The organism is Microvirga sp. CF3062 (assembly GCF_036314045.1).
GTDB lineage: Bacteria > Pseudomonadota > Alphaproteobacteria > Rhizobiales > Beijerinckiaceae > Microvirga.
This window is the reverse complement of record NZ_JAYGGN010000009.1, coordinates 23,413-36,278: the sequence shown is the minus strand read 5'-3', so window position 1 is coordinate 36,278 and position 12,866 is coordinate 23,413. Positions and strand designations below refer to the sequence as shown.

9 protein-coding genes are annotated in these 12,866 nt (G+C 59.9%); 4 read left to right on the top strand and 5 right to left on the bottom strand.

The window, feature by feature from the left end; all coding sequences use genetic code 11:
- Position 1 precedes the first annotated feature (1 nt).
- From VB618_RS15855 to VB618_RS15845, 3 genes are all read right to left on the bottom strand, one after another.
- Positions 2-1,093, bottom strand: a complete 1,092-nt coding sequence (locus VB618_RS15855) for a type III polyketide synthase (RefSeq protein ID WP_329797693.1) — start codon at positions 1,091-1,093, stop codon at positions 2-4.
- A 109-nt stretch (positions 1,094-1,202) separates the two neighbouring features.
- Complete coding sequence (locus VB618_RS15850) at positions 1,203-2,123, bottom strand: DMT family transporter (RefSeq protein WP_329797692.1); 921 nt, start codon at positions 2,121-2,123, stop codon at positions 1,203-1,205.
- Between the two features lie 93 nt (positions 2,124-2,216).
- Positions 2,217-2,528, bottom strand: coding sequence for a hypothetical protein (locus VB618_RS15845; protein ID WP_329797691.1), 312 nt, complete (start codon positions 2,526-2,528; stop codon positions 2,217-2,219).
- Between the two features lie 319 nt (positions 2,529-2,847).
- On the opposite strand from VB618_RS15845, the gene purT reads away from it, so the two are divergent.
- On the top strand, positions 2,848-4,020 hold the full coding sequence (gene purT / locus VB618_RS15840; RefSeq protein WP_329797690.1) for a formate-dependent phosphoribosylglycinamide formyltransferase: 1,173 nt from the start codon (positions 2,848-2,850) through the stop codon (positions 4,018-4,020).
- Positions 4,021-4,029: 9 nt separating this feature from the next.
- On the opposite strand, the gene VB618_RS15835 is transcribed toward purT, so the two are convergent.
- Entirely contained in the window at positions 4,030-5,412 is a 1,383-nt protein-coding gene (locus VB618_RS15835) for a peptide ligase PGM1-related protein (protein WP_329797689.1), read from the bottom strand.
- 412 nt (positions 5,413-5,824) lie between these two features.
- Between VB618_RS15835 and VB618_RS15830 the strand changes: the two genes are divergently transcribed.
- From VB618_RS15830 to VB618_RS15820, 3 genes are read left to right on the top strand one after another with little or no spacing between them, the layout of a single operon-like run.
- Positions 5,825-7,903, top strand: a complete 2,079-nt coding sequence (locus tag VB618_RS15830; protein ID WP_329797688.1) for a PAS domain-containing sensor histidine kinase — start codon at positions 5,825-5,827, stop codon at positions 7,901-7,903.
- Positions 7,903-8,334: a response regulator gene (locus tag VB618_RS15825; RefSeq protein ID WP_329797687.1), complete on the top strand. Its 432-nt coding sequence runs from the start codon at positions 7,903-7,905 to the stop codon at positions 8,332-8,334. The genes VB618_RS15830 and VB618_RS15825 overlap by 1 nt, the downstream gene beginning before the upstream one ends.
- The gene (locus VB618_RS15820; protein ID WP_329797686.1) at positions 8,331-9,383 is read left to right on the top strand and encodes a histidine kinase dimerization/phosphoacceptor domain -containing protein; all 1,053 of its coding nucleotides are present in this window, start codon (positions 8,331-8,333) and stop codon (positions 9,381-9,383) included. Before VB618_RS15825 ends, VB618_RS15820 begins: the two co-directional genes overlap by 4 nt.
- A 95-nt stretch (positions 9,384-9,478) precedes the next feature.
- On the opposite strand, the gene VB618_RS15815 is transcribed toward VB618_RS15820, so the two are convergent.
- Positions 9,479-11,950 carry an SdrD B-like domain-containing protein gene (locus VB618_RS15815; protein WP_329797685.1) on the bottom strand — a complete coding sequence of 824 codons (2,472 nt, stop codon included), beginning with the start codon at positions 11,948-11,950 and terminating at the stop codon, positions 9,479-9,481.
- Positions 11,951-12,866 lie beyond the last annotated feature (916 nt).

The window sequence follows — 12,866 nt, the reverse complement described above, 5'->3', positions numbered from 1 at the left end:
GTTATCCTGCGATGTCGAACCGGAAGGTTTCGGCAACCAGTCCGGGCCCGAAGGCCATTCCGAAACCTCTCGAATCCGGCGGCGCCTGCTGCATCATGCGGTCGAGCACGAACATCAAGGTGGCGGACGACATATTGCCGAAATCCCGCAAGACGCCGCGGGACCAGCGCAGAGCCTCGGGCGCAAGCTCAAGACCCTGCTCGACCGCGTCGAGGATCGTGCGACCTCCGGCGTGAACGGCCCAGAGGTCGAAGTCGTCCTTGTGCTGCCCACGCAGGATGCCGCCATCATCGTTGCGGGTCGCCTCATGGCGAAGCGCTTTCGTGATCTGCTGCGGCACTTCGCCGGACAGGCTCATTTCAAAGCCGGCATCGCCGATCCGCCACGTGATGAGATCTTGCGTGTCCGGAATTGTCGTCACGCGGAAATCCTTGAGGGCAATGCCCCGTGGTTCGGCGGAAACGAGGCTCGCGGCGCATCCGTCGCCGAAGAGCAGGGCACCCAGGATGACCTCGAGGTTGTCGGTCTCCTGAAGGTGTAGGGTGCAGAGCTCCAGATTGACGACCAGCACCTTCGCGGAGGGCTCTGACCGGACAATGTGATGCGCCAGCTTCAACGCATTGACGGCCGCCGCGCAGCCCATGAACCCGACCAAGGTGCGCTCGATAGCGGGATCGAGGCCGAGCCGTTCCATCAGCTGCTGATCGAGCCCCGGAGCGGTGAAGCCGGTACAGGATGCCACAACCAGATGGGAGAGAGAGGAGAGATCACCGCCCAGATCGAGGGCTTCAACAGCCTTCTGGGCAAGCTCGATTGCGTGGGTTTCGAAGCGCTCCATACGGGCAGCCGTCCCGGCAAACTGCCCCGGTTGAAAGAAGCCCTCCTGATCGGCAGCGATGTCCAGATTCTCACTGGGTGTAAGGGTCGAGTAGCGATGCTCGATCCCGGAGCGCTGCACCATGCGCCTGAATAGGAGCTTGTCCTTTCGCTCGGGCAGGAAGTGGTCGACGAAACCGATGAAGGTCTGATGGACGTCATGCTCAGGCACAGCCGTGCCGATCCGGTTGATATACGCGCCTGTCACGAAAGCCACCCTGCCTCTCCGGCCCGAGCCTCAAAGATTGCCGCTCAGGGACATAGGGCGCGGGGCAGGCGAGTGAACGCGGGTGCCGCAGAAGTCGCACCCATGGCAGTTGGCCGTATCACTGTGGCGCAGATGCTACCGCTGGCGTGGGGGGCACTGTTTCGGGCAATGATTCTGCATCCGGCCGGCCCCGTTTGAGGGTTTGCTCTCGGGCAAAGATGAACAGGCCGGCTGCGACCACGATGAGGATGCCGAACAAGGCCAAGGCGTCAGGCCACTCGTCGAAGAAGAGGGCGCCGATGACCAGGGCCCAGAGGATCTGGCTGTACTGGGCCGCTCCCAGGCGGTCGGCTGGAGCGTACATAGTCGCCACGATGAAAAGAGCCTGCGCGACGAAGGCCGTGGCCGCAAAGGCGAGGAGCAGAATCCACTGATCGGCTGTTGGCCACATGAAGCCTGGGATCATCAGCACGCCGGCAATAGCGGTCGTCCCAAGGAATACAGTGCTGATCAGGGTGAAGCGTTTTTCCGTCTGGCCGATCATGCGGCCGGAAATGACCCCTCCAGCCGCGCATAAAGCGGCAGCGAGGGCTGCGATATGTCCGGGCAGAAGCTCCCTGAACCCGGGACGCACGATGATCAGCACCCCGATGAAGGCGGCGCAGACAGCAAGGCCGCGCCGCCAGCGGACGTGCTCCTTCAGGATGAAGATCGAAAGAACTGTCACTAGGCTGGGCATGAGGAAGAGAAGCGCAAAGGCTTCCGCAAAAGGCAGGCTCCGGAACGCGATGACGCTCAACGGCGTCGTGACCGCGAGCAGGAACACCCTCAGACCCATGAGCCAGGGTCTTTTCCAGCGCACGATATCGAGAACGCTGTCGCCCGACTTCATGAAAACGGGGGAGAGGATCAGCGGGATGAGATATCCGAAAAAGGTAACCTCGAACGGGTCGAGGCCATGGCCGATGGCCTTCACGATGGCGTCGCCCCAGGCGAAGACCGCAAAGGCGAGGAAGGCGAGAACAATACCTTTGACCATATTCAGGCGATCCCGCAGGAGGGGCGGTTAGAAAAGGCAAAGGCGCCAGCCAATCGGGCCAGCGCCACCGAGCGGGAGAACAGGATAACAGGGTTATCGCGGGATGACGAGGCGGGGGCGCTTGCGTTCGACCACTACGACCTTCGGTCCCTCATTGCGTTCGCCCATGGAGAAACGGTCTGCCAAGCGCACAGGTCGGCGGACCGGGGTAGGAACTGCGGCCCTCATGACCTCAGGCCTGACCTCGTCCTCAGGCATGCCCATGAGCTGGGCCGCGATCTCGACCTGGCTCTCTACATCCTCCGTCAGACCCTGGGCCGCCGCAATGGCTTCCTCAAGGGCAGGAGGGTCGACGCGGGTAACGCGTCGGTTCTGGGTTTCCGAAGGTTTCTTCTTGGCTAGCATCGGGCTTCTCCTGTGCAGAGCCTTAACTCACGACCCTCAGGTTTGCGTAATGCATGGTTGAGACGGCAGGGCTGCACTCAGCGCAAGCGAGGCTGAAACTCCCTCGATGCTCTTGAACGCGGCTGGAGGAAGCGGGATCCATGGAGAGGCGTGGAAATCAGCCAGCAACAAAGGTTTTCAAGGCGTGGCGCCTACCAGATGGGCACTGATGCAGGGCTGACATCACAATTCCTCTTTTCGTCCGGCACGGATTCGACCATATCGAGCGGCTGAGGCGTCCAGTGCCATCCTCGCCCGGAATCAGACGAAAGGCATTCCCGTGCTTACTGCCAAAATTCTCCTTCTCGGATCCGGTGAGCTCGGCAAGGAGTTCGTGATTTCGGCCAAGCGGTATGGATGCCATGTGGTGGCCTGCGACAGCTATGCGAACGCACCTGCCATGCAGGTGTCGGATGAGGCGGAGGTGTTCTCCATGCTGGATGCGGATGCACTGAGGCAAGCCATCGAGAAGCACCGGCCCGATTTCATCGTGCCCGAGATCGAGGCGATCCGGACCGAGGTTCTGCAGGAGTTCGAGGATAAGGGCTTTACGGTCGTGCCCTCCGCCCGTGCCGCCTCGCTGACCATGAACCGGGACCGGATCCGCGAGCTTGCTGCCACCGAGCTTGGGCTGCGCACGTCCAAGTACCGGTATGCGGAGAGCTTGGAGGAGGTGAGGGTCGGAGCTGAGCACACGGGCCTGCCCTGTGTCATCAAGCCAGTTATGTCCTCCTCGGGCAAAGGCCAGAGCACCGTGCGGACAGCCGATCAGCTGGAGCCGGCCTGGAGCGATGCCGTGGCCAACATGCGGGGCGACCGCAAGAAGGTGATCGTCGAGGAATTCGTTGCTTTTGAATATGAGATCACCCTGCTGACGATCCGCTCCCGCGAGGGCGTCTCTTTCTGCGAGCCCATCGGGCACCGGCAGGAGCGGGGGGATTACCAGGAATCCTGGCAGCCGACGCCGATGACCGAGAAGCTGCTCGATGATGCCAAGGAGATGGCCCGCAAGGTCGTCGACAACCTGGGTGGCTACGGGATCTTCGGCGTCGAGTTCTTCGTCACCCGTGACGAGGTGATCTTCTCGGAGCTTTCGCCGCGCCCGCACGATACGGGTCTCGTTACGCTCCTGTCTCAGAACCTCTCCGAGTTCGATCTCCATGCCCGCGCCGTCCTGGGGCTGCCGATCCCGCCTATCCGGCTCAACGGACCGAGCGCATCGGCTGTGATCCTGGCGGATCGCGAGGCCGAACGGTTCTCGATTCTGGGGCTGCGCGAGGCGTTGGAGCTTGCTTCCGAAGAAGCGGACGTAGAGGTCCGCCTGTTCGGCAAGCCGACGACCCGCAAGCACCGCCGCATGGGCGTCGCCCTGGCGTCCGGGAGTACAGTTGAGGAGGCCCGCGAGCGGGCGCGCCAGGCAGCGGATCGGATTCGGATCACCTACGAGGGCTGAACCTGCGGGTCAGGCCGCGGTGCTTTCCCGGTCGAGCACCTCGGTCGTGCGCCGGTAGAGCGCTTTCGTTTCATCGTGGGAGGGAGCGATGCAGAGGACGCCGAGCTTGCCGAACTCCGACAGGGCGCCGATCAGGTGGAACACGACACCCTTCTGGCAGGCTCCATCGAAGTGCAGCCTGTTGATGGCTGCGATGTCGATCAGGTCCCCGGGAGTGAGGCCACGATAGAGCGGCGATTCGAGGTTGTCGGAGGCGTAGTAGCAGCGGGGGTGACCGGCCGGGGTGAGGAAGTTGCCCGTGGCCGGATCGTAGCAGCCGTCCGTGAGGAACTCGAGCATCATGAACGGATGGGTCGTTCCCCCGCGCCTCAGGTTGATCTCGATAGCGTAGTGGCGCCACTCGTTGCCTTCCAGAACCGACAAGAAGTCGACGGCGAAGCGTCCGCAGACGCCCTTTTCGGCCAACACTCGCGCTGCCTTCAGACCATTCTCCTGGATTTCGAGGCGGTATTGCTCATCGGCCGGAAAGGTGCAGCCGAGGAAGACCTGTCCGCTCTCGCCGCCGAGAACCTGATCATGGGTCGAGACGGGCTCAAGCTGCCCGAGCGGGTCGATGCGGAACTGGGCCGAAGGGGAGCGCTTGACCTCCCCGTCGATGAACTCCTCCGCGATGCCACCCATGACGGAGAGCTTTTCCTCGAACAGCTCCCAGGTCATATCCTTGGCCTCGAAGGCCAGGTGAGGAAGGCGGCCGCGGATCCAGCTCCGCAGCTCGGCTCCTTCGGGGACGCCTTCATAGGCGAAGACTGCATTGCCCTCGCCTGAAAAACCCTCATTGAGCTTCACGACCGCTCGTCTGATGGCAGGTCGGCGTTGCTTCAGCTCCAGCAGGGCATCCACGATCTGATCCTGCGTGAAGAGATCCTCAAATCCCTCAGGCATTGCAATGCCTGCCTCCCGGAAGATTTTCCGCGAGCCACTTTTGGATCCTAAGGACAACAGGTCCGGGTCGCAGCCATAGATCGGCAGGTCGAGGCTGAGCGCAAGGTCGCGCTCCAGTTCCGTGACGTTGAAGCAGATCATGTAGGCAGAAGACGGATCAGGAATGGCATCCCGGATCCGCTGCTGCAGGCGAGGGCGATCGATGATTTTCTCTGTCAGCGATGTCTGTGAACCGTCATGGCAGGACAAAAGGGTCAGACGCTTCCTTGCATGCTGCGCCGGAATCCCCGGCAGCAGGTGCAGGTAATAATCGATGATGGGCTCCGGGATCGTGTGGCTCGTCACGTAGATGATCTGTGTTCGGGGCAGCCGCAGGAGCATCAGGTAGCAGAGCATCCGCTCTTCGTAGTGATGCGCGCCTGAGATGTTGGCGAGGACCTCCCGATCCATGGTCAGGCTCGGAACGATGACGACCGTCCGAGGAGTGTCCTGATCCAAAAAACCACGAAACATTGGAGGCAGACGAGCCTGCAACCGTGCGAATGCTCCCGGTTCAGGGGGAGGTCCTGAGCTGCCTGCTCCATCCAACATCGACTGGCTTCCCTTTCCATAGAGGCAATGAACCTTTGCCTTGCAGCGGAACGCGTGTGGCCAAGGTTTTGTTGCGCCGCAGCTGCGCGGGCAGGCTAGTTGCCCGAAAAGGCGTAATCGCCGCCAAGAGTGTCGAATAGGTAGTGTCGGATAGGTCACAGGTGCCGTTATCGTTAGCGCCTCCCATGGCTCTCAATCGGACAATACCTAAGTATGGAGAGGCTCCGCCCGGCATGAGACAGGGAGGCTGGATGCTCTCCAGCTTAAGTTCTTGAAGACCATCAATTTCGAGGCGCTGTTCAGCGCATCCCCGAATCCTTACGTGCTGCTGGACCTCTCCCTCAACATCGTCGGCATGAACGACGCCTACCTGCAGGTCACCATGCGGGAGCGGGACGATCTTATCGGACGCAACATGTTCGATGCCTTCCCCAGCGATCCGGATTCGCCGAGCCATCGCCAGCTGCGGAATTCCTTCGAAAAGGTCATCCGCGAGAAGATCGCCGACCATCTCCCGCTGATCGAATACGCCATCCCGCTGCCTAACGGCCAGGGTTTCGAGGAACGCTTCTGGAGCGCGACACACACACCTCTCTTCAACCATGCGGGCGAGATGACCTTCATCCTCCAGCACACGGTCGATGTGACGGAGCTTCAGCGCCTGAGAGTTCTCGCTCGAACCTCCGGCTTGTCGACAGGGGCATCCGTCCTGATCGAGACGGGCATGCTCCGCCGGGCGCAAGCGGTGCAGGAGGCTAATCAGGTACTGACCGAGGAGCGGCAGCACCTGCGAGGCCTCTTCGAACAGGCTCCTGGCTTCATGGCCGCCCTCAGCGGTCCGGACCATGTATTCACAATGGCCAATGCAGCGTATCTGCGGCTGGTCGGTCGCGAGGACATCGTCGGAAAGACCGTCCGTGAGGCTCTCCCCGAAGTCGTCGATCAGGGCTTCACGACACTCCTCGACCGCGTGCATCAGAGCGGACAGCCCTTCGTTGGCCGGAGCATCAGGATTGTCCTGGCGCCAAGCTCCGGCGGTGCTCCTGAGGAGCGCTTTCTCGATTTCGTCTACCAACCGATCTTCGACCCGGACAGCAAGGTGTCTGGAATCTTCGTCCAGGGCCACGACGTGACCGAGCAGAAGCGGAACGAGGAGGCCCTGCACGAAAGTGAGGAACGTTTCCGTGTGATTGCCAACTCCATCGACCAGATGATCTGGGCAACGCAGCCGAACGGCTTCCACGATTACTACAATCAGCGCTGGTACGAATATACAGGTGTCCCCGAAGGCACGACCGATGGCGAAGGATGGAACGGCATGTTCCATCCGGAAGATCAGGAAAAGGCTTGGGGTGTCTGGCGCCAATGCCTGGAAACCGGGGAGCCCTATCACATCGAATACCGGCTTCGGCATCGCTCGGGCGAGTACCGCTGGGTTTTAGGGCAGGCTCAGCCGCTGCGCGACGACAAGGGGCGCATTGTTCGGTGGTACGGCAGTTGCACAGATATCCATGACCTCAAGCAGGCTCAGGAGGAGACACGCCGTCTTGCGTCGATGCTGGCCGAGCGGGTGGCTGAGCTGGATGAGGCGAATGAGGAAATTCAGCGCTTTGCCTATATCGTGAGCCATGATCTCAGGGCGCCCCTCGTCAATGTCATGGGATTCACGAGCGAACTTGAGGCCGCCCAGGCAGAGGTGGAGCGCTTCTACCGAAATGTTCTCGGGAAGGATCCTCAGCTGGTCACACCGGAGGTTCGCACGGCTGTTGAGACGGACCTGCCGGAGGCAATCAGGTTTATTCGGTCCTCGACCGTTAAGATGGACAAGCTGATCAACGCCATCCTGAAACTTTCCCGCGAAGGCAGGCGCGTGCTCATGCCGGAGCCGCTCAGCATGCGCCAACTGCTCGAGGCCCAGCGCCAAAGCGTCGCACATCAGCTGCAGGAGCGCAGGGCGGAGCTCGTCATCGATGCTGTCCCGGATATAACAAGCGACCGCCTCGCCGTCGAACAGGTCTTCGGAAATCTGATCGAAAACGCCGTAAAGTATCTCGATCCGGCCCGGCTGGGCCGAATTGAGGTGCGTGGCAGGGATCTTGGCGGCAATGTTCGGTACGAAATCCAGGACAACGGGCGCGGGATCGACCCTAAGGATTTTGAACGGATTTTCGACCTGTTTCGGCGCTCCGGCGCTCAGGACCAGCAGGGGGAGGGCATCGGGCTTGCGCATGTGCGCGCGCTCGTGCGAAGGCTTGGCGGCACGATTAACGTGTCATCGCGACCGGGGCAGGGCTCTACCTTCACGGTCGTTCTGCCAAAATACATCAGCATGCCTTCGGAAGCCGCCTAATGCCTCAGCAACAACCCGTCATCATCATTATGGTCGAAGACGACGAGGGACACGCCCGCCTGATCGAGAAGAACATTCGCCGCGCGGGCGTCTGTAACGAGATCCGGACCTTTGCGAGCGGGACGAGCGCCCTGGAGCATCTGTTCAGCGAAGATGTTCGCAATGCTGGGCCGTTTCTCGTTCTGCTGGATCTGAACCTGCCGGACATGAACGGTGTGGACATTCTCATCAAGCTGAAGGCCGACGAAAAGTTGAAGCGCGCACCGGTCGTTGTGCTCACGACCACCGACGATCAGCGCGAGATCCAGCGCTGCTATGATCTCGGCGCCAATGTCTACATAACGAAACCGGTCGAATACGAATCGTTTTCCCAGGCGATACGCCAGTTGGGACTTTTCCTGTCGGTCATTCAGGTTCCCGAGACGCTATGATCGAAGGTTATACAGAAAGCCCGCCGATCCGGCTCCTGTACATCGATGACGACCACGGACTTGGTCGGCTCGTCGAGCGGTCCCTCTCACGTCACGGCTTCCATGTCAGGCATGCTTTGAGCGGGGACGAGGGACTCAGCCAGCTCGCCGCCGAGCGCTTCGATGTGATCGCTTTGGACCACTTCATGCCAGGCAAGGAGGGTCTGGAGGTTCTCACCGAGATTCACAAGCTCTCCGACCCTCCGCCGGTCGTCTACGTGACCGGCGCCGATGAAGGCCGGATCGCAGTTGCCGCTCTCAAGGCAGGCGCAGCTGATTACGTGATCAAGGATGTCGGCGGGGTCTTCCTTGATCTTCTTCGCACGGCCGCCGAGCAGGCGCTTGCGGCCGCACGCCTCCGACGCGAGAAGGAAGCGGCCGAGCGGGAAATGCGCGAGGCTCGAGAGCGGGCAGAGATGCTTCTTCGCGAGGTCAACCACCGCGTCGCCAATAGCCTGCAGCTGGTTGCCTCCCTGGTGGCCATGCAGCAGAGGGCGCTTGGAAACGATACGATCGCCAGGGACACCCTGACCGAAACCCAGAGCCGGATTACGGCCATCTCGCAGATCCATCGCCGTCTCTACACGTCGAACGACGTTCGTTTCGTCGAGATGGACACCTACCTGCAAGGGCTCGTTGAGGAACTGGAAGGTGCCATGCGGGCCGCCGGTCGCGTGCATACGATCAGGGTTTTGGCGGAACCTATCTCGATTCCCACCGACAAGGCTGTCTCCGTTGGAGTCATCGTGACAGAACTCGTCACTAACGCCTTCAAGTATGCTTACCCGGAGGGCGCATCTGGCGACATCCGTGTTACTCTGTCGTCGTCCGGCGAGAAGGTGGTTCTTGTCGTGGAGGATGACGGCATCGGCTGGAGGGGCGACGGAGAAGTGCAGGGGAGCGGGCTTGGCACAAAGATCGTAAGAGCCATGGCGTCCAATCTGCAATCGGCCATCGAGTTCGACAAGCAGCACGCGGGAACACGTGCTGTGCTGCTCTTTGCAATTTGACGGGCAGTTCTGAAGGGGACGTTTTCATAAGAAAAGAGGCGCCCAGTGCATGGGCGCCTCTTTTCACATAAGTCCAGTGACGGCTTTTTGGACCGTCAGATCAGATAGAAGTGGCTGTGCTTCAGGGTGATGTCGGCATCGATCTTGGCGAACTCGACCGCCTTGGCTTTCGTGCCCGAGCCATCCGCATCATAGGAGAGAATGCCGGTCTTTTTGTCGTAGACCAAATAGTCGTTCTTATCCTTGGCCTGCGTTCCGACAGTGAAGAAGTTCTTGCTCAACAGCGACGGCTTGTCGGGCGATCCTTTGCCCAGCTTCTTGAACACGGCGTCATTGAGGTAGAATTTATCGTCCTTCATCTTGAAGTCGGTAATCGTGTCGAAGTTCACCCTCCTGTCGGTCGAGGAACTTCCCAGCTTCTGGTCGAAAACGAATTTGTCCTTGCCGGTGCCTCCGGACAGGGTGTCGTTGCCGTAACCGCCAAAGACCATGTCGTCGCCTTCGACGGCGGCGATCATGTTCTTTCCGGCATTACCGATCATCACGTTGTTCAGGCTGTTGCCGGTCAGCGTGAGGGCGGTTGTACCGGAGGCGGTGATGTTGATGGCATCGCTCACGAGCGTCATGCTCGAGGAGGTGACAACGGTCTTCTCTTCCTGAAGCCAGACGAGATCGCCAGCGAAGGTCGACGGCAGAACGAAACCTGAGGGCATCTCGTCACCGAAGATATAATCTGCACCGCCTGTGCCGTAGAGCCTGTCTGAGCCGGCACCGCCAACGATCAGGTCATCGCCGCCATTGCCGTAGCCGATATCGTCGCCGTTTCCGCCGATCATCACGTCGCGGGTATTGCCCCCGAACAGCTGATCGTTGCCTTCTTTGCCGTTCAGGCCGTTGACACCCTCATTGCCGTAGAGATTGTCATCCCCGTCTGCGCCGATCAGCTTGTCCCGGTCATTGCCGCCAAAGCCGTTCTGACCCTTGCCGACATCACGCCACTCATACTTGCGAAGAGCCACCTGCCGCTCGTCATTGACCTCAAGGTCCGCCGGCTTGCGGCCCGCCATCGCGATCAGATCCGCGAATTTAACGACCGTGCCGTCACTGAGCTTGAGGGCCGAGGCGGAACTGCTGTCCAGTCCAGAGTAGTCGTTGAAGACGATGGCGCCGCCGTCGCTGAACACCAGCGCAAGCTTGTTGTGCTTCGGGGTGTCGATCCAGTTTGCAACCTTGCCGACCCAAGTCGCCTTGATGTCCTTGAGGGAGTAACCTGTCAGCTCAATGACATCATCACCGGGCCTGAAGTCCCAGATCATGTCGACGCCATCGCCCTTAGCATAGCGATAGGTATCCTGACCGTCATTGCCGTAGAGGTTGTCGCCAATAAGGACCTTTTTCAGCTTTCCGTTGCCCGGATTCCAGGCGATCTCGCCGCGATCCGTGCCGCCGTAGATCGTGTCGTTGCCGCCTTCACCCTGCATCTCGTCGTTGCCGCTGCCACCATGAATGAAATCATCGTGGTCGCCTGCTTCGATGAGGTCGTCGTTTCCGATCTCCTGCGGAGGAACAACGACGGGAAGTTGGACCTCGACCTTGGACAGCCCGGCATCGACGGCCGTGACATGCCTCGTCGTTTCATCGATCATGTAGGAGACTGTGCGGCCGGTGCTCGCATCGGCATCGCTGTCCAGGGTATCATCAGAGCCGGCATCCAGGTTGGTGAACTGGTATGTTCCGTCAGGACCCTTGCCGAACTGAACATTGTAGGTCCCATAGGACACATCACTGAACCGGTACTCGCCGTCGTCGCCCGTCACGACAATCGAAACGATCTTGCCGCTGAAATCGATGAGCTTGACCTCGACTCCGGACAGGCCAACTTCCTGGCCGCCGTCATCCTGGACGCCATCCTTGTCGAGGTCGAGCCATACCCGTCCTGAGAGAGAACCGGTCGGTCCTGCCGGAGGTGTGAGAGGCGGCGCGGAGGGTGCCAGTCCCCAAAGCTTGAGGCTGTCGTCGCGCTTGGTTCCGTCCGCGCCGACGCTCGTAAGACGCGCGCCAAAGCCCTGCAGAGCTAAGTGCTCAAGGGTCAGGTTTTCAGTGACATGGTCGAGGATGATCGTGACCGTCTTGACGTCATCACGCCCGATGCCGGATGTGCCGATCCCGATTCCCACATCGTAGGGAGTCAGGGGACGGCCGTTCATATTATCGCTGTTTCCAGCGCCCGGTACGGAGGCAACCCCATCGGCGTCCAATGCACGCCCTTCGATGAAGGAGGCGCTGCTGCCTGATCCAGCGATCGAGAGACCCTTCAGCCATGTCTCATCTGCGGAATTGTCTTCAATGCCAGCAATGTGGAAGAAAATGCCCCGCAGGTCGGCAGTGTCTGTATCCGTGCCCCCGTCGTTGTCGAAGACGGATGCGGTCAATTGAAGGGTGCCATCCGCCAGTTGCTCGACGAGAAACTTAACTGCCGGTGTCCCGATCTCATACACGGAACCGGTCTTCCCGATCAGTTCATCCTGATTGATGATGAACTCGAGAGCGCGAACTACGCCAGACATGCAACTTGCCCCTAGACCGGAATGAGCTACCGCAGTGAAGTCAGAGCGTGCCACCCCTTAGTTGGAGCCTATCAATCCGTTTCATGACGTAAAGTCAATTGCTGCTTAAGTTTCCAGCAGATTGCCCAACGTGAAATTAGATATAGAATATATAAATTGTTATGAGATTACCTAAAATACAGCACCTGAATTTGCTATTAAGCTGACACGAAGTTCCTGATGAAATGTACCAACTCGAGCTACGAACAGGTGAGGGCTGCCCATCTATCCTTCAGAAGGCTTCCCTGTTGTAAGAGATCACGCCTTTATCGATGCGGCGTTCGTCGTGAGGAGGCGACATTCAGTCTTGCCCGGATTTCCCCGACCAGTAGATTCAATTCCCTCTGCACCCTGTTCAATCGCGACAGAAGTTCACTGTCAGGCATGCTGGCGGTAGAGGCGTCATCCACTCCGTTGGGAATTTGCTGCGTCATGCTGCGTAACTCCTCCAGGGTTGTCGGGCCGATATTGGGCACCGTTAGCCACTGGGCATCGGAGATACTGGCCACCTCCCGGATCGTGGGGCACCGGCCCTGGAACTCTGCCAGGATGGCCCCCCGGACGCGTCCGGAGCATTTCTCGATCGGAAATGGATCGTCCAAACCCATCTCGCCCCCTCGCACGCTCACCAGTGAGATACTGTCCATCATCAAGAATGCGACCCTCAAGACTTGGCCGTGTCGGATACTCATGCGTACCGGCTAATTGTGGAAAAGAGCAGACGTCATTTCGAGGGTGGCGGCATGCGTTGGGAGTAGCCAAATTGCTCCACATCTACATTGGGCCGCTCGGAGAAGGTACATAGGCTCAAATCTTTGAACCTATTAGCCAAAAATGGGTTATGCCTCGGATCCTGGCTGCGATGTCTCCCTCTCCG